The following is an 18,382-nucleotide window of genomic DNA, read 5'->3' on the forward strand; positions in this document are numbered from 1 at the left end:
TTAGAAACTGCGTTCAACTATTTCAAGAAAACGCTGTTCATAAGGTTCCTTACCTGACCAATTGTTATAATCTGGTTTAACCATAGTATTAATAAATTGTAAGGCTTGATCATAACTAGGAATCGTATTTAATTGAGAGACCACACGATTAAAATCTTGATCACTACCACCAAATAAGTGTTTAACAAATCCTAACCTATCATTCATCCCTATTTTCATTCCAGCATTTAATCGCTCATTTAATGATTTGGGTTTATCTTCATTAGTGTCGTTGACCTTACGCTCAAATACTGGCATCTCTTTAAAGTCTGCAGTGATTTCTTCAAAATCATTCTTCATGTATTTTTGAGTGTCTGGCAGCTCTATTTCTACTTCAGGAACTTCATCGGGCATTTCTTCTACCATTTTATGGATAGTTTTAATACCAGGTAAATCCATCTCTTCACGGGTGTCTTCATCAACAGGAACAAATAAATCACTCAAATCATTACTGGCAAATACATGATCTTCATTCTCATCGGCATAGTTATCGATAACAGCATCATCTTCAACATCATTTTTTAGGTTAGCTGTAGAATCCTGATCATTAATAACAGCGGCTGTATTTTCTTCAACAATATTTTCACTATTACTAGATAGGTTTACAGTCTCTTCATCTGTAGCAACACTATCTGTAGTTGAGACAGCTTTGATTTTTTCAGAAGAATCATTACCAGATAAAAAACCAGCATCTAAATTCTCTTGTACAAATGCTAGTACACTTAATTTTTCATACAATTCTCTCGCTTCACTTTTAAGCTGGAGCACATCTTCTTTATTCTTCATTTGTAAAATGCGGTGCGCAATACTTGTAAGTTGTGCTACTATTTTCTTTTCCATGCTATCGTCTGCCTGTAGTTTATTTGTATTTTTGGGCATGAGCAAGTATCTTGACAAGCTCACTTTTTTAACGCCTGTAAATTACAAAATGTTTCTAGAAAATACGGTAAATCATAAAGAACAGTTTGGCTGGATTGAAGTCATTTGTGGCTCAATGTTTTCTGGAAAAACAGAAGAGCTTATTAGAAGACTTAAAAGGGCTCAATTTGCTAAACAGAAAGTAGAAATCTTTAAACCGGCAGTTGATGTACGCTATGATGAAGAAATGGTCGTTTCACATGATGCCAATGAAATTCAAAGCACACCGGTTCCTGCTGCCGCAAATATTCCTTTACTAGCTATGAATTGCGATGTGGTAGGGATCGATGAAGCGCAATTCTTTGATAACGAGATTGTAAAAGTATGCAATGATCTAGCTAATAGTGGTATAAGAGTTATCGTTGCAGGATTAGACATGGATTTCAAAGGCAATCCATTTGGTCCTATGCCAGCTCTTATGGCAACCGCCGAATACGTGACTAAAGTACACGCAGTTTGTACTCGCACGGGTAATCTTGCTCAATACAGTTATCGTAAAACTGCCGATGATGACGTAGTCCTTTTAGGGGAACATCAAGAATATGAGCCTTTAAGTCGCGCGGCTTATTACAAAGCAATGCTCGAGGATAAAGTAAAACGCATACCGGTCAAAGATCCAGAATCAATCTCCTCAAAATCAACCAATGATTCATAGAGGAACAAGACTTGTTGTAAACCTTGCTGCACTTGAGCACAACTACAAGTTCTTACGTAGTAAAACAAGTGACAGCACCTTGTTTATGGCTGTTGTAAAAGCACAAGCCTATGGTCACGGTCTAGTCCCAGTGGCTCAAAAATTACAAGAATGTGGTGTGGATTATTTTGCTGTTGCCTATGTTGATGAGGCAGTTGAATTGCGCAACAACGGAATCACAACACCTATTTTAGTATTACACGCACAGCAACACAACCTACCAGATTGTATAGATAGGTGTATAGAACCTGTGATTTACAGCAAGGAAATGTTGGAGGATTTTTACGCTTTCGCGAAAGCGAAACACCAGACCAACTATCCTGTTCACCTTGAATTTAATACGGGTCTAAATCGTATAGGAATTGATGGTGAGGAACTTGACGCTATTCTAGAAATGCTTAATAAGCAGGATCACTTAAAGGTTAAAGGATTGATGTCTCATCTAGCAGCTAGTGAAGATTTAGAGGAAATTACCTTCACTCAAAAGCAAATAGATACATTTACTGAATTAGCTAAAAAGGCTGAATCAGTATTGGGGTATGATTGTATAAAACATCAATGTAATACTAGTGGCATATTAAATTTTCCAAATGCCCATTTTGATATGGTGCGATCTGGAATAGGTTTGTATGGTTACGGTAACGACAAGAAGTATCAAGACAATTTTAAACCTGTAGGAACGCTTAAATCGGTGGTCTCACAGGTGCGGTCTATAAAAAAAGGCGAGAGTATAAGTTATAATAGATCCCACCATGCTTCAAAGGACATGACATACGCCGTAATACCTCTAGGTCACGGTGATGGTATGAAAAGAGTTTACGGCTATGGTGGTGCCTTTGTTTACATAAATGGAAAGCCAGCACGCACTCTAGGTATTATTTGTATGGACATGTTCATGGTAGATGTAACGAATATTCCTTGTAAACGAGGTGATGAGGTTGTTATCTATGATAACGAACACAATGCCCAAGAAATGGCCGAAGAAGTAGGTATTATTTCTTATGAATTAATAACAGGTATTCAGGCACGTGTTCCTAGAGTCTACATTGAGGAAGGTGTTTAGGCGATATATATTGTATTTTATCGATAAAATGTAACATTGGTTACTTTTTTTTCTTAAAAAAACCTTAATTCTAAGACTAATGCTAATTTTGCGGTAGTTAACCTTAAAAATATAAAACAATGCTTAAAGAGTTTAGAGATTTTATTATGACAGGTAATGTCATAGATCTTGCAGTAGCGGTAATTTTAGCTGGTGCAATGGGGCTAGTAATCAATGGTTTTGTAAGTGATATTATGATGCCAGTTGTAGGTCACTTTGCTGGTGGTCAAGATTTTTCAGAGTTCAAAGTAGTTCTTGCAGATGCGGTTGTAGCAGCCGATGGAACTGTTGAAAAACCAGAAAACGCTATCCTATATGGAAAGTGGATCAACGCTATCATTAATTTGATTACTGTAGGTTTTGTTCTTTTCCTAATCGTAAAAGCTTATAACAAAACTAAAAAGCCGAAAGAAGAGGCTCCAGCTGCTCCAGCAGGTCCTACGCAAGAAGAATTACTTGCTGAGATACGTGATGTATTAAAGTCAAAGAACTAGATTCTTTAATCGTAAAATAGGAAAGCCGCTATCTGTTTAGATAGCGGCTTTTTTTATTTGGTTTTACTCTAGATGTTAAGATAATAAACGCACTACATCTTTTGCAAAGTAACTTGCGATTAAATCTGCACCTGCTCTTTTGATTGCGGTAACTTGTTCCATCATAACAGCATCATGATCTAACCAGCCTTGTGCTGCAGCAGCTTTGAGCATTGAATATTCACCACTCACTTGATAGACACTTATAGGTACTTCTATTTCATTTTTCAGGTCACGTACGATATCTAAATAGCACAAACCTGGTTTAACCATAACGATATCTGCTCCTTCATCAATATCCATTAGTGTTTCTCTAATCGCTTCGGTTCTGTTAGCTGGATCCATTTGATAGGTTTTTTTATCACCAAAACCAGGAGCACTATCAAGAGCATCTCTAAAAGGACCATAAAATGCACTAGCATATTTTGCAGAATAACTCATTATACCTGTGTTTTTATAACCTTCTTCTTCCAGTGCTTCACGCAAATAGAGAATACGACCATCCATCATGTCGCTAGGAGCAACCATATCGGCACCAGCTGCGGCATGTGAAACAGCCATTTGAGCAAGAACATCACAGGTCTCATCATTTATCACGTACTGATCCTTTACAATACCATCATGCCCGTAACTAGAATAAGGATCAAGAGCTACATCTGTCATTACGTACATATCAGGAACAGCGTTTTTAACGGTTTTGATAGCTCGCTGCATTAACCCATCCTTATTTATGGCCTCGGTACCTTTATTGTCTTTGAGATTGTCGGGTACTTTTACAAAAAGAAGTACCGATTTTAATCCCATTTCCCACAAAGATTTTACTTCATGTTCTAGTAAATCAAGACTATAACGGTAATAATCTGGCATTGATGCAATTTCCTCTTTAACACCACTACCTTCTACAACGAAAAGAGGCACAATAAAATCGTTTGGTGAAATGAGAGTCTCGCGAACTAAGGATCGTACTGCATGATTAAAGCGTAATCTCCTGTTTCTTCTTAATGGGTACATACAAAACGTTTAAAGTCATTGCAAAGATAGGCTAGATAATTACAGCTGTAAAGTCATTTAGAATTCATTAAAAGATTGAATGGTCTGTGTATTCTGCAAGGTGAAATCTTCTAATTAAACGTTTACAAACGTAAATAAACGAAAGCAATCATTTAAAATACTTATAGCTTTTGGTTATCATCTCATATTTGCATCGTCAACAGTTCACAATGTTACTGCAATGACAACAAGATTTTTTTAAACCATACAAACTAATTTATTATGAGTAATTTATCAAACAAAGTACAACTTATCGGAAACCTAGGTCAAGATCCAGAAATCATTAACTTAGAAAGTGGTTCGCAAATCGCAAAATTCTCTTTGGCAACTACAGATCGCTACACTAACAAAATAGGCGAGAAAGTAACTGATACACAATGGCATCGCATTGTAGCTTATAACGGAACTGCCAAAATTATTAATGAATACGTAAAAAAAGGAAATCGAATAGGAATAGAAGGTAAGCTGACTACTCGTGCTTGGGAAGACAAAGACGGTATTAAACGATATACAACTGAGGTTGTTTGTAACGAGGTATTGCTTTTAGGAAGTAAGAACTAGCCGTTATATGGAGCACCGTCAGGGAATGAGGTGTTTTCAAAAGGTCTTACTTTTTCAGTAAGGCCTTTTCTTTATTTACATAATTAAAAACCCCATGCTATTGAAAGTAATAGCATGGGGTTTTAAAATTATATCTATATTTTACTTGGCTACCTTGGCAGCTGCTTTTGCTTGTTCATTTCGGTCGATCTTGTGACCAGGACGAGACCATTTAGGCTTTTCACCTAAATCTTTATATTGTGAATATTGAGCCTCAACTGTTTCAGGTTGTGCTTTTTTCACAAAAGGTTTCATAGGTTGTAATCCTAGCATTTCAAACATTTTCATGTCTTCATTCACATCTGGATTAGGCGTGGTTAACAGTTTATCACCAGCAAAAATTGAATTAGCACCAGCAAAGAAACACATAGCTTGTCCTTCACGGCTCATACTTGTTCTACCAGCACTCAATCTTACTTGTGTTTGTGGCATAACTATACGAGTAGTGGCAACCATTCGAATCATTTCCCAGATAGAAACAGGTTCCTGCTCTTCAAGAGGTGTTCCTTCAACAGCTACAAGGGCATTGATAGGTACACTTTCTGGTTGCGGACTTAACGTTGCAAGTGCTACAAGCATTCCTGCTCGATCTTCTATGGATTCACCCATTCCTATAATTCCACCACTACAAACAGTTACGTTAGTTTTACGCACGTTGTCAATAGTGTCCAGTCGATCTTGGTAACCTCTTGTACTTATTACCTCTTCATAATATTCTTCACTACTATCAAGATTGTGGTTATAGGCATACAATCCAGCCTCAGCGAGACGTTTGGCTTGATTTTCCGTAATCATTCCTAGAGTACAACAAACTTCCATATCTAGTTTATTGATGGTGCGCACCATCTCTAGAACTTGATCAAATTCTGGTCCATCCTTAACATTACGCCATGCAGCTCCCATACAAACTCGAGAACTTCCTCCAGATTTTGCACGTAGGGCTTGTGCCTTTACTTGCTGCACACTCATTAGGTCGTTTCCTTCAATGTCAGTGTGATATCTTGCTGCTTGTGGACAATATCCACAATCTTCAGGGCAACCACCTGTTTTGATGGATAGTAATGTAGATACTTGTACTTGATTAGGATTGTGATGTTGCCTATGAACACTTGCTGCTTCATAAAGCAACTCCATCATAGGTTTGTTATATATTTCTAGAATCTCTTCCTTAGTCCAATTATGTTTCATGGTCTTCATTTATCAAGGGTAAAAATACACTTTATCAGTTGAACAGCCTTGACAGGCTTGTTTACTTTAGTTTTTCAATTAATAAACTTACTGCATTACCACCAAAACCAGTTGCATTTACCAGAATTTTTTGTGCAGTATTAATCTTATGATTGTTCAAGTATGGTGGTGATACAATACATTGCTTTTCTAGCATTTCAATTGCCATACACACGCTTAATGCACCGCTTGCTCCTAGCGAATGTCCAACTTGCCATTTATTGTTGCACAGTATCGGAGTCGTACTACCAAAGAGTTTTTTAATAGCATTAAGTTCTGCACGGTCACCTTTTATCGTACCAGGAGCATGTGTGATCACTGCGTCGATATCACTTAATGGAGTTTTTCCTATAGCCTGCTTCATTGATTCTTGCAAACATGTGCCTGTGTCTGATACGGATGTAGCGCTGGTTAAGGGCTCTATAGCAGTACCATATCCAGTGATTGCAATGTTAGTATTCTCTTGCTTTTTTGAAAGTAGTAATAGGGCAGCAGCTTCACCTAAAATCATACTATTTTCTTTTTTATCAACGTCCAGTGCTTTACATGGATATTCATCATTAATAGCTTCACTATAGATGCGCAATGCTTTCATTTGTGCTATGGTGAACTCCGTTAATGGAGCCTCGCTACCACCAGCAATAACTTGTTGTGCCATTCCGCTTTCTAACCACGCGATACCATTGACAATAGCATGCGATGCGGTAGCGCAGGTAATACTGTGTGACATTGCCATTCCCTTAAGATCTAAATCCTGTGCCACCCAGCTAGAAATATTACCCAATGTAGTGAGTGGTGAGGTAGGAGTAGGAACAGTTCCGCTTTCGCGAAAGCGAGAATAAAAATTTTCCCATAGTCCTGTAGCGCCACGACTACTGCCTATATTCACAGCAGTTTGTGTATTATTAACTCCTAAATCCTGCGCGCAGAGTAATGCTAATTGAACACTACGATCTAAATTCTTGTAAGAAGAATGAGTTTCTAGAAAGCTTTGTAACCGCTCTTCGTCTTTAGGATTAATACGGCTTACCAATGCGTTATTCTCTACAGTAAATTGAGCGTGTTGCGGTTGTATAGTAAAACTATCAACTGCAGCAATAAATGCAGATTTCTGTATGAAAATGGGTGATTTCAACAATGTAAATTTGTTTAAGGGCAAAAATCGGTAATAAACCCGACATTGCTGTTGAATTCTAGAATTCGTTTAGGAATTGCAGCATAGTTTCATGTAAGGATTTTAACTGCTCGGGCGATGTCGTAAAAGGCGGAACAATATAAATAGTATTGCCTAATGGTCTCAAAAACACACCGTGATCCCAAAACCATTTAAACATTTTATCCCTTTGATTTCCGTAACGCTCCATTTTAATTGCAAGGTCCATTGCTAGTATTACTCCTTTACTGCGCGCATTACTCACTCGTGGATGGCTGGATAAAACATGTTTAAATTCTAGGTTTTTATTTGTAATATAATCTATATTCTGTTGAATGGAATTACTGGTCAATTGATCGATTGCTGCCGCAGCAACTGCACAGCCTAATGGATTACCACTGTAAGTGTGGCCGTGAAAAAGACCACGAGCCATTTCATCATCATAAAAAGCGTCAAACACTTGCTGCGTGCATGTTGTTATTGCCATTGGCATAATTCCACCAGTTAAAGCTTTTGATAAACACATGATATCAGGCTTTTGATCTATTTGATCGCTTGCAAAATAAGTTCCTGTTTTACCAAAACCTGTCATTACTTCATCGGCTATTGTAATGATTCCTTGTTGCTTGCACAATTCTATTACCTGAGACAAAGCAGCTGCATCGTTAAGTTGCATTGCAGCGGCACCTTGGACAAGTGGTTCATAAATGAAGCTTGAAATGCGGTTATTCTCTATAAGGCTTTCTAATGAATTAAGAATTTGCTCGACATTGTTTTCCGTGGGAGCAGGAATGCGAATTACCTCAATAAAGAAATCTTCAAATGGTCCGTTGTATACCGATAAACCTGAGGCGCTCATGGCACCAAAGGTGTCTCCATGAAAACCATTCTCTAGCGCGATGACTACATTGCGTTTTTCTCCTTGGTTGAAGTGAAGTTGAAAAGCCATTTTTAGAGCTATTTCAACGCTGGTCGATCCGTTTTCTGAGAAAAAAAGTTTCTCTTGGTTATCAGGTAAGATATTTATTAAGCTTTTGCTTAATCTAGCAACCGGTTCATGTGTCATACCTGCAAAGACCACATGGTGTAGTTTATCAACTTGGTCTTTTAATGCCTTTGTTAATTCTGGATTTACATGTCCATAACTACAGGTATACCAACTTGAAATAGCATCAAAATAAGCCTTGTTCTCAAAATCATACAAATAATTTCCTTGCGCCCGTTCAATAGGAAGTGGATTACCTGCTGTCTTATGCTGTGTAAGTGGATGCCAAACGTGTGCCTGATCGAGGGCTTTTATTTGTTCTTCTCTCATAAAGAGTGTAACGTCTCTTTAAATTCTTGTGCGTATTGATTAATAATTTGCTTATTAATCTCATTTTCTTTTTTCAAATGGCCCAAAGTAGGCACACCAGTCATTTTTTCAATAACCTCGATTGTGCCATCCAAATCCACGTGGTTATATATGATTCCAGAACATGTTAATCCTCGTGATTTTAAACTTTCAACAGTAAGTAAGGTGTGATTGATACTTCCTAAATATCCTGAGCTCACTACTATGATTTTGTCATCTGGCAAAATTAAGTCGGCGATGGTTTTATCTTGATTAAGAGGAACTAGTAATCCACCAGCACCTTCAATGACTAAATGATTGATAGTGTGTGGTCGTTGGATTTGTTGTAAATCTATAAGTACATTATCTATTTCGGCAGATTTATGAGGACTCATAGGTGTATTTAAACGGTATGATTCTTCATGAAAATAACTTTGGTCGTTGTCTACAAGCGAGGCAACGGTTCCTTTATCTGTTGTGTCTAGACCGCTTTGTACTGGTTTCCAATAATCGGCTTTTAAGGCTTGTGTAACTATAGCTGCAACTACTGTCTTTCCTACATCTGTTCCTATTCCGGTAATAAAATAGCTACCCATTTATATCAAATTTATGATTGCAATTTTTGCAAACATAGTGCTCGCTGCCCGTAAAGGGAAAAATGCTCAGGTATATTGCTGTTATTGTTTCCTTAAAATTAGTTGCGGTGTGCACATCATGCTGTTCCCTAACTTGTCTTTTTTTACAGTTTGGGCACTTTATTAGTTGCGTTACAGTAGATAAAATTTCAGGATTTACTGTTTCAATTATATTAATGGCTTTAAGATATTCCTCGCGGTAAACATCCATTTTAATTCCTCCTATAGCATTTGTAGCAAATGGATCGGTGGCGATGGTAAATTCATCTCTTAGAATTACAGTAACGCCTTCACTCTCCAGCTTGCTTTTGATCACAGCGGCATCGGCTGGATATGAGAAGATAGCAACTGTTTTAAATTTACTCATCTACTCAAATGTTTTTGGCAAGTAGTTGTAACAAATCTTGCATTTCGTATTTAGTGTTAAAGGAGTGCAGGCAAATACGCAACCTCTCTTCTCCTTTAGGAACTGTAGGTGATAGTATGGCTCTTACATCAAAACCTTTTGCTTGTAATACACTAGAGAGTTGTTTTACTTTATGGTTATCTGGTATAATACATATTTGTATAGGTGTTACGCTTTCGCGAAAGCGTAATCTCAATCCCATTCTAACTATACATTTGTTGAAAAACGCAATGTTTTCTTGCAGTTGTTTAACGATTTCAGGTTGGTCTTGTAATTTTTTATAGGCCGATTGTATATAAGCAATCGCGTGCGGTGGAATAGCCGTAGTATAAATGAAAGGTCGAGAATAGTTTATCAAATATTCTTTGAGATCCTCACTACCTAGAACTGCTGCGCCATGTGCGCCCATAGCTTTTCCATAGGTGATGATACGTGCAAAAATCGCTTTATGCAAGTTTAAAGACTGCGCAAGTCCTTCTCCTTGATTTCCATGAACTCCTAGACTATGAGCCTCATCTAGGATGAGGTGAGCATTTTTAAAAGAGGCAGTAATTTCTATTAATCTGGCAAGATCGGGTGAATTACCATCCATAGAAAACACGGATTCGGTAAGGATGTAAACCTCTCTATCTAGTCCATCATGAAACTTCTCAAGTAAAATTTTAAGATGATCTAGATCGTTATGTTTGAATTTAAGTGCCTTGGCTTTAGAAAGCTGTATTCCATCTCTTATACTAGCATGAACTTTTTCATCGTAAAGAATAAGATCCATACGATCTGTAAGTGATGAAATTACTCCTAGATTTGCATCATAACCTGAGTTGAAAAGCAATGCTGCCTCAACATCGTGAAAGGCTGCAATTTGTTGTTCTACTTGTGTGTGGAATTGACTGTGACCCGTTATCAACCTAGAGCCTGTCGATCCTGATGGAAAATGTTTATGTTCTATTTTAAGAGAGTTGGAAAAGCCGAGATAGTCATTTGAGGCAAAATCAATTTTCTCATTAACCTCGCTTAATTTCCTTAGACTTCCTGAAAAATGCCTGAGTCCAATTTTACGATAAAGTTTATCTGGTAACACGTTATAAATGTAAGGATTAAACGTGATATTTTTTTACTATTGATCGGCAGCGTGCCACTCTGCATAACTGGTTTCAGTTTCTCTTAATCTAAGAGAATGTAGCTGTATTTCCTGTGGTAATCGTGCCTTAATTTTATCAGCAAAATCTAGGATCATCATCTCGCTAGTAGGCTGGTAATCTACAAGTATAACCTCGTGACCACGATCTGATAGTTCTTTTGCCAGTTCTACGTGTGGTGTGTTTTTGTTAAATACAGTTGCATGATCAAATGGGTCTACAATTTCCTCTTTAACAATTTTCTTTAAGTCTCCAAAGTCGATTACCATACCATGCTTTACATGTCCTAGCTCATCTTTTGGTGTGCCAATTACGGTTACCGCAAGTTTATAACTGTGTCCATGTACGTTACGACATTTACCGTCATAACCGTATAATGCATGACCAGTTTCAAATGTAAATTCTTTAGTAATACGTACCTTTTTCATCGACGTTTTCTTTTCCATTTATTATATAACACCACTACAATAAGAACGATTCCTAAAATTAGGAAAAGTCCATTACCACCTAGAAAGCCTAAAGCATCTGACCACGTCATGATTCGTATAATTTTGTCGCAAAGATAAGTTTTTACTTGGGTTGTCTACCTATCCTTTGTGTTTATAGAAGTTCTTTTATTTTTTGTTTAAACTTCAAATGAAGTAAAATCGATCGTCCTAGCATCCATGCAAAAAAAGCGAGCCAGATAGCAAATAACTCAAGATTAAAGTAGTCTAAAATTAGCAATACGGGTATGAAAACAAACCCTGTAAGAATCCATAATAAATTACGCAGGTAACTAGCCTCGCCCCAACCTTTAAAAATGCCGTCATAGACAAAAGCTACCGCGTTGATGGGTTGCATAACAAGCACAAGCCAAAATGTAATGGATAAAAGCTTTAAAACCTCGCTATTATCTGTAAACAAATGTCCTAGAAAGGGATAGGCTACACCGCAGAGTATAGCCAAAATTAACGCAATCGCAATTCCATAACCGTTTGTCTTTTTTGATAGGTACAGTAACGAATCTGGATCTTTGGAGCCCAGAAGTTTTCCACCTAGTGCATTTCCAGCATTAGCAAATCCATCAATTAAAAAGGAGAAAAACAGCCAGATATTCATGAGAATGGCGTGTGTGGCCGCTTGTTCTATACCGTAATTGTTTGCATATCGATACGATAAGTAAATAGCCACATTGATGGCAAGGGTGCGTAAAAAGAAATTTGCAGTAAGTTGAACGTGCTTTTTAAGTAAGTATAGATTTTTAAAATCTGGTAGGGTGATCCTATAACTAGTTTTTTTATAAAGAAAAAACAGAGCTACCAGGAGCAACGTGGCTTGTGCAATTACACTAGCAATTGCAGCTCCTTCTATCCCATAGGATTCGGAAAAAGGACTTCCTAGTACTAAAATATAGGTAAGAATAATGTTTACCGTTGCACCTGTTAAGCTAGCTATCATAGCCCAACTTGTATTTTGAATTCCTCTAAAGATTCCAAAAATCGCAAATGCACATAGAGTAAATGGAAACCCAAAAGCTCTTATTTTATAATATGAAACAGCAATGTCTAAAACTGGTTTCTCATTGGTATAAAAGTGAAAAATAGTTGGCGCAAGGAAATAAGTAATCACATAAATAAGTAATCCCAAACTTATATTCAACCATATAGCTTGGGGTATTAAAACGGATGCTTTAGTTAATTCACCAGCACCTAGTGCTCTTGATACAATACTAGAGATACTTGTTTTTGTTTGTGCGATTGTCCAAATAATGGCACTTAAAAAGGATCCTACAGTTCCCACAGCAGCTAGCGCAGTAGCAGAGTTTTCTGGTATTTGTCCAATGATTGCGAGATCAGTTAAGCTTATAAGCGGCTCTGCTATTCCTGCAAAAATTGCAGGAATAGCGAGTGACAAAATTTGAGAGGTTGTAATGTTTGGTTTATTTTGCACACTGCAAACTTAATATTTCAAAATAAAAGGGGAATTAGCTCAGTTGGCTAGAGCGTTTGACTGGCAGTCAAAAGGTCACCGGTTCGAGCCCGGTATTCTCCACTTTACTTATTTAAGAAGTTTAAACTACATTGTACCACACGTTGTAGGTCATCAGGCAAATTACTTCTATTCCAGGGATGTACGGCACCAAAAACATGATTTGTGCCATTTATTAAAGCCATTTCTGCGAGAGAATTAGCTTGTTTTAATCTATATGCTTCGTTGATAGAAACTGTTGGGTCTAATGTTCCATGAATAATAAGATGCGGACAATTTAACCGTGTGGCTTGGTCTAAAATTGTAAGCTCGTTTTCATGAGCGATAAAGTCTTGATAGAATTGATAATAAAGAGGCATTTCCTGTTGGGTGCGGCCATTTTTAATGTACATAACTCCCTTATTCTCCCAATCTTTTAATTCTGTTCCACTAGGAAACCTTGATTTATAGTCTGCGACACCAGCAAGTGTGATTAGCTTTTTTATTCTTTTATCTTTAGCAGCGGTTATTGTAGTGATTCCACCAGCCCTAGAATGTCCCATAATTGTTATATGATCATGATCAATAGGTAAATTACTAGAGGTTATTAAATCTAGCATTCTGGTTGTATCACGTAGTTCAATACTGTAATTATTATTACCAAAGGCCTCTAAATCTGGAAAATCTATAGGTTGTTTTAAGGTGCCGCCATTGTGGGAATAATTGAACTTGATTGTAAGATATCCCGCTTTCGCGAAAGCGGAACACATCAAATCCCACGCACCCCAATCTTTAAAACCTTTAAATCCATGACAAAACATGATGACCGGATGTTTATCAGATACTTGTGGATCAAAAACGTCATATACTAGAGGACGATCATTTTCCCCTAAAACGGAAAGATTTCTTGTGACTTTCATATTAAACAGCTTTTTCAATTATAGGTTGGTTAGGATCCATGATGTCACTTAACAATAGAAAAAGTTGTTTTTCAAATTGGTCTAAAATTTCTACAGTGATTTGATGTTTGTTATCCAATTGCTCATCAGAAAATTTAATGAACTTCTCTTTAAAATTTTTAAAGCTAATGATACCAGCTTGATCTGGAAGCACGCCGTATTCTTTTTCATATAAATATGCATACATGAGTACTTGAAAGGCCTTACTATACTCATAATTTAATATGATATCTTGATAATTAGCATCCTTAATTTTGAGTTGATTGGACTTAACTTGTCCTGTTTTATAATCAATAATGCGTATTTGATTGTTATACAAATCAATACGATCTACATTTCCACGTAAACGAATAACCCCTAATTCAGGATGGTCAATATGTGCTCTTATATCTTTTTCTAAAGATTTAATGATGAGCTCACTACCTGCTTCAATAGATTCTAAATCTATTTGCAATAGTTTATTAATATATTTACGGCACACCTCAAAAATTATTTTGTTTTTGCCTGTAGGAATTTGGTTGGTATTATAGGTTTTATAATAGGCTATTTGTAGTTGTTCATCGACCTGCTTAAATAATAATTTAAAGTGTTCTTTTTTGAGTACTTGATTGATATAGGGTTTGTATAATTCTTCTAGAGCAGAATGGATAATGGTACCCATCGTATTTGCTTCAATATTCTCTTCTACTTCTTCTAATTGATCTACACGCAAAACTTTTTGACGGTAAAAGTCTAAAGGATTGCGCACAAAGCTAGTTAATGCACTAGGGCTAAAGCCGCTTTGAGCAATCTCTTTTAATCGGTTGATCAAATGATCATTTTTATCAATAGAAATGAGTTCCCTAGAGTGAATTTCATTAGGCACCTCATAGCTTTCAATCATAAGTTGATGGTCATTTTCTTGATCGTTTATAAGTTGAACCAGAAATCGACTTTGTTCTTTTTGACCTATACTAGACTTAGTGTCTGAATTAAATATAAAACTTGCTTTTTGTACTCTATGTAATAGTCTATAAAAGTGGTATGCGTATACACTGTCTTTATCAGAATAGGTAGGTAGTTCAAATTCTTTTTTTACATCAAAGGGAATGTAGGAGTTAGTTGATTTTCCTGCTGGTAACGTACCTTCATTAACCGATAACATAATTACATTCTTATAATCCAAACCTCTCGTTTCTAAAAGCCCCATGATCTGTAGGCCTTGTACTGGTTCGCCTATAAAATCAAGCGTCTTTGAACTTATTAGTTTATCATAAAGAAATTCAACTGTACGATAGTCACTTATTTCTGGGTAGTCGCTTAAAAGATTCTGTATTTGTGTGATTACTTCATAAATACCAACCAATTGTTCAAGCTCAAAACGTTTGTTTTTTTGATCAATCAAAACGTTTTTTGCATCAGTAATAAACTCTAAGGCATACTTTACTAAATCAGTAGGTTTATTTAAAGGTTCAAATAATTTAGACCATGGCTCGTCTACGACGTCAGCAATGATTTGTTTATTTAGAACGACTAAATTTTCTTGATGGATTTTATTTTGTAGGGTATTTGAAGATTTTGAAAGTACTGTTTTAAATAACAGTGTATTGCACAAGGCTTGAACATCTTTATAATAAAACCCATTGTTTGTCATGCTTGTATACAAAGTCACAAGCTGTTTAAAAAAAGAACTGTATCCTACCGTTTCTAGAGGTAAGCCCATGGTAATATTATAGTGTTCTATTTCACTTGGGAGAGCATTAATTAAGGGTATAAGTAATTTTTCATCGGCTAAAATGATGGCAGTCTCACTGAGTTCATTGTTTGGTAACTCAAGTAATTTTTTTATAGCTATTTGAACTTGAGTAAGATTTCCAGTAGCGCCGGTAATATGGATTTGTTTGTTTTTTGAGTAATTGTCACCAATAAACTGTGGACTGTTCCTTTCAAAATACTTCCAAGTATTAAAGTGTTTATTTAAAAAGTTACCAGCTTCATGGTACGGTCTAGACAAAAAATATTGGTCTGTATCCCAATAAATTTTTGCCTTTCCAGTATCTAATAATTCCTTTATAATATTTTCTTCTGCTGTGTTAAGAGCATTGAGACCTAGAAATACATAATTATCTTTTAGATTGGAAGCATTGTTCATTATAAGCTCGTGAGCTTGTCGATAAGCTAATCCCTGATAGGATATACCAATTTTTTTACACTCATCTACTAGGGCTTCATAATATAAGTGTAGTCGCTTCCAAAATTTTAAATAATCAGAGACCATTTTAGTAGGATTTGCCTCTAAGCTCCAGTGTGGATCGCTCAACTCTTTAATGTTGCCTAAGTAGGTAAAGAATCTGTCAGTTGGTATGATATAGCGATCTATTTCATTGAAATCTTGTAATACCGTCATTGCCCAAGATAAAAAGCTTTCAAAACTTTCTGCCTGAACTCCTTCAACAGATTTATATGCTTTATAAAAATGAGGAATGATTTCAAGATCAGGCTTTATTTCAAGCCCTGATTCTCTAGAAACGAATTCCTCAATACTTAAAATTTCAGGTTGAATAATAGGTTGATCATAACGGCTAGCTATATACCTGGTAAGGAAAACTCCAACTCTTCTTGATGGTACTATATAAGTAAGTTCTAGGAGGTTTTCACCTTTTCTTTTAAGGTCGTCAATTATGTGTTCAAGGAAAGTTTGCATAAGTGAAAAGTACTAAGAAGTGTAATGTTTATCAATTAAAAAACCCACTCTTTTTCAAGAATGGGCTTTTCGTTTTTTGATTGTTAAAAGTTTATCTCTTCGTGATCGTGAATTCTGATCGACGAGATAATTCGTATTCATCTTTGGTACATTTTTTAGCTGTACAATCAACGATAGGGTTTTCTTCACCACGACCTTTGGCTTCTAATCTTGATGAGTCAATACCTTGTGATACCACATAATCAACAATAGATTGAGCGCGTCGTTGTGTAAGAGCTAGGTTGTATGAGTCAGAACCTCTGATATCTGCATAAGTTTCAGCTAGTACTTCTAGAGTTGGATATTTCTTCATTAAGTTAACTAAGCGATCAAGTTCAAGCGCAGCATCAGGTCTAATATTTGACTTATCTAAGTCAAAGTATATTTTATTTAGAATAATCTTTTCTTCAACTATTTCTGGTTCTGGCATCATAGTAACTTCAACAATTGCGGTTTCCTCTTCTGCAATAGTTAATGATGCTTCACCACTTTCATACTTGTCTTTTGCGCCACGAGCAGTAAGCTCTTTATTACATTCAACCATAAACACGGCTTCTCCATTATTATCAGTAGTTTGGCCTGGCATAGTCATACCATCAGCATCTTGTAAGGAAACGATAGCACCTGGAATAGGTTGATTCGTTTGTTCATCAATTGCTTTAACAGTTACAGCAACTTCGCAAATTTCAATTCGTGTAGCACTATAAATATCATCACCACCTTTACCGCCTTTGCGGTTAGATGAGAAGAATCCTTTTCCAGTATTTTCAGAATATGAAAAAGCAAAATCGTCTAATGATGAGTTGATAGGAGCGCCCATGTTAGAAACTTCTCCATCTTTATATTTGAAGATATCAAGAGCACCTAGTCCTAGATGTCCATTACTTGAAAAATATAATGTACCATCCTCTGCAATGTATGGGAACGAATCGTCACCAGCTGTATTAACCTTAGAACCTAGGTTTACTGGGTTAGAGATTTTACCATTATTAAGATCGGCTTTGTAAATATCAGTTCCACCTTGTCCACCTGGAGCTTCACTTGCAAAATAAATAGTTTTACCATCTGCAGTGATGCTAGGATGACCTACACCATAGTCTCTTGCTTCTAAAGAAGTAGTTTGAACATCTTTCCACTCACCGCCTACATTTGTAGCTCGATAGATGTTAAGTTTACTTTCACCATCTTCAGCTTTTTCATAATCACCATTGTAGTAATCTACTCTTGTAAAGAACATGTACTTTCCATCAGGAGTAACGGCTAGTGTACCTTCGTGATATTTAGTGTTAACGTCTCCTTTTACAAGATTTGCTTCACCTACCACACCAGCTTCATCAACAGTTGCTTCGTATATGTCAAGGTAAGGTTCTTTATTCCAAGAGTAATTACCTCTTTTTTCATTACGTGAACTTGAGAAATAAACTTTATTACCTACCTGAACGGCCGCAAAGTCACTAGACTCACCGTTAGCTTTAAAAGCTTCACTGGTAAATCCAGGCTCCATCGCCATGATATCATTAAGGTAATTAGGATTCGCTTTAAACATTTTTGCTCTATCATCGTTTGGAGCAGCACTAGCAAATTGTTTCATTATAGTGTTAGACATATCAGTCTTACCATTTGCTTTTAAGGTTTGTGCGTATCGATAAAGAGTTTCTGCGTCTCCTCCTTTTTTAACCGCACGAGCATAATTGCGCTCCGCATTAGTAAAGTCAGAGTTAAAGTAGTATGCATTAGCTAATTGAGTGTATACATACTCAGAACGCTCACCATTTTTAAGGACTTTTTCATAAGCCTTGGCAGCATCCACATAACGTAATTGGTCATATAGTTTGTCTGCTTTTTTAGTAGCATCGCTTTGCGCGAAAGCATAAACTCCAGCAAACAATACAATAAATATGAAGGTAAATTTTTTCATGATT

17 protein-coding genes and 1 tRNA gene are annotated in these 18,382 nt (G+C 36.5%); 5 read left to right on the forward strand and 13 right to left on the reverse strand.

What is annotated here, in order from left to right; genetic code table 11:
- Complete coding sequence (locus BST91_RS11745) at nucleotides 1–918, reverse strand: hypothetical protein (protein ID WP_244895636.1); 918 nt, start codon at nucleotides 916–918, stop codon at nucleotides 1–3.
- 49 nt (nucleotides 919–967) lie between these two features.
- On the opposite strand from BST91_RS11745, the gene BST91_RS11750 reads away from it, so the two are divergent.
- From BST91_RS11750 to mscL, 3 genes are all read left to right on the forward strand, one after another.
- On the forward strand, nucleotides 968–1,612 hold the full coding sequence (locus BST91_RS11750) for a thymidine kinase (RefSeq protein ID WP_060525037.1): 645 nt from the start codon (nucleotides 968–970) through the stop codon (nucleotides 1,610–1,612).
- Nucleotides 1,602–2,714, forward strand: a complete 1,113-nt coding sequence (gene alr / locus BST91_RS11755) for an alanine racemase (protein WP_085775488.1) — start codon at nucleotides 1,602–1,604, stop codon at nucleotides 2,712–2,714. The genes BST91_RS11750 and alr overlap by 11 nt, the downstream gene beginning before the upstream one ends.
- A gap of 119 nt (nucleotides 2,715–2,833) precedes the next feature.
- Entirely contained in the window at nucleotides 2,834–3,247 is a 414-nt protein-coding gene (mscL, locus tag BST91_RS11760) for a large conductance mechanosensitive channel protein MscL (protein ID WP_042276603.1), read from the forward strand.
- Nucleotides 3,248–3,322: 75 nt separating this feature from the next.
- Here the strand turns inward: mscL and hemB are convergent, their stop codons facing one another.
- Nucleotides 3,323–4,297, reverse strand: a complete 975-nt coding sequence (gene hemB / locus BST91_RS11765; RefSeq protein ID WP_085775489.1) for a porphobilinogen synthase — start codon at nucleotides 4,295–4,297, stop codon at nucleotides 3,323–3,325.
- Between the two features lie 261 nt (nucleotides 4,298–4,558).
- Here hemB and BST91_RS11770 point away from each other — a divergent pair, with 261 nt between their 5' ends.
- Complete coding sequence (locus BST91_RS11770) at nucleotides 4,559–4,897, forward strand: single-stranded DNA-binding protein (protein WP_042276599.1); 339 nt, start codon at nucleotides 4,559–4,561, stop codon at nucleotides 4,895–4,897.
- A gap of 141 nt (nucleotides 4,898–5,038) precedes the next feature.
- On the opposite strand, the gene bioB is transcribed toward BST91_RS11770, so the two are convergent.
- From bioB to BST91_RS11810, 8 genes are all read right to left on the reverse strand, one after another.
- Nucleotides 5,039–6,133 (reverse strand): biotin synthase BioB, encoded by a 1,095-nt coding sequence (gene bioB / locus BST91_RS11775; RefSeq protein ID WP_060523437.1) that lies wholly within the window; start codon nucleotides 6,131–6,133, stop codon nucleotides 5,039–5,041.
- A gap of 52 nt (nucleotides 6,134–6,185) precedes the next feature.
- On the reverse strand, nucleotides 6,186–7,298 hold the full coding sequence (locus BST91_RS11780) for a beta-ketoacyl synthase N-terminal-like domain-containing protein (RefSeq protein ID WP_085775490.1): 1,113 nt from the start codon (nucleotides 7,296–7,298) through the stop codon (nucleotides 6,186–6,188).
- A 58-nt stretch (nucleotides 7,299–7,356) separates the two neighbouring features.
- A complete protein-coding gene (gene bioA, locus BST91_RS11785) occupies nucleotides 7,357–8,631 on the reverse strand; it encodes an adenosylmethionine--8-amino-7-oxononanoate transaminase (RefSeq protein ID WP_085775491.1) in 1,275 nt (424 codons plus the stop codon).
- Nucleotides 8,628–9,245 carry a dethiobiotin synthase gene (gene bioD / locus BST91_RS11790; protein WP_085775492.1) on the reverse strand — a complete coding sequence of 206 codons (618 nt, stop codon included), beginning with the start codon at nucleotides 9,243–9,245 and terminating at the stop codon, nucleotides 8,628–8,630. The genes bioA and bioD overlap by 4 nt, the downstream gene beginning before the upstream one ends.
- Nucleotides 9,238–9,651 (reverse strand): hypothetical protein, encoded by a 414-nt coding sequence (locus tag BST91_RS11795; RefSeq protein ID WP_085775493.1) that lies wholly within the window; start codon nucleotides 9,649–9,651, stop codon nucleotides 9,238–9,240. Before BST91_RS11795 ends, bioD begins: the two co-directional genes overlap by 8 nt.
- A gap of 4 nt (nucleotides 9,652–9,655) precedes the next feature.
- Nucleotides 9,656–10,771 (reverse strand): aminotransferase class I/II-fold pyridoxal phosphate-dependent enzyme, encoded by a 1,116-nt coding sequence (locus BST91_RS11800; protein WP_085775494.1) that lies wholly within the window; start codon nucleotides 10,769–10,771, stop codon nucleotides 9,656–9,658.
- 36 nt (nucleotides 10,772–10,807) lie between these two features.
- Nucleotides 10,808–11,257, reverse strand: coding sequence for a 6-pyruvoyl trahydropterin synthase family protein (locus tag BST91_RS11805; RefSeq protein WP_042276583.1), 450 nt, complete (start codon nucleotides 11,255–11,257; stop codon nucleotides 10,808–10,810).
- 172 nt (nucleotides 11,258–11,429) lie between these two features.
- A complete protein-coding gene (locus tag BST91_RS11810) occupies nucleotides 11,430–12,761 on the reverse strand; it encodes an MATE family efflux transporter (protein WP_085775495.1) in 1,332 nt (443 codons plus the stop codon).
- Between the two features lie 28 nt (nucleotides 12,762–12,789).
- On the opposite strand from BST91_RS11810, the gene BST91_RS11815 reads away from it, so the two are divergent.
- Nucleotides 12,790–12,863, forward strand: a tRNA-Ala gene (locus tag BST91_RS11815).
- Nucleotides 12,864–12,865: 2 nt separating this feature from the next.
- Here BST91_RS11815 and BST91_RS11820 read toward each other — a convergent pair.
- The 3 genes from BST91_RS11820 to BST91_RS11830 form a co-directional block, all read right to left on the reverse strand.
- Entirely contained in the window at nucleotides 12,866–13,699 is an 834-nt protein-coding gene (locus tag BST91_RS11820) for an alpha/beta hydrolase family protein (RefSeq protein WP_085775496.1), read from the reverse strand.
- A gap of 1 nt (nucleotide 13,700) precedes the next feature.
- A complete protein-coding gene (locus BST91_RS11825; RefSeq protein ID WP_085775497.1) occupies nucleotides 13,701–16,421 on the reverse strand; it encodes a PD-(D/E)XK nuclease family protein in 2,721 nt (906 codons plus the stop codon).
- A 91-nt stretch (nucleotides 16,422–16,512) separates the two neighbouring features.
- Complete coding sequence (locus BST91_RS11830; RefSeq protein ID WP_085775498.1) at nucleotides 16,513–18,378, reverse strand: OmpA family protein; 1,866 nt, start codon at nucleotides 18,376–18,378, stop codon at nucleotides 16,513–16,515.
- Nucleotides 18,379–18,382: the final 4 nt, after the last annotated feature.

Origin of the sequence: Nonlabens tegetincola (assembly GCF_002117085.1) — a bacterium.
Classification (GTDB): domain Bacteria; phylum Bacteroidota; class Bacteroidia; order Flavobacteriales; family Flavobacteriaceae; genus Nonlabens; species Nonlabens tegetincola.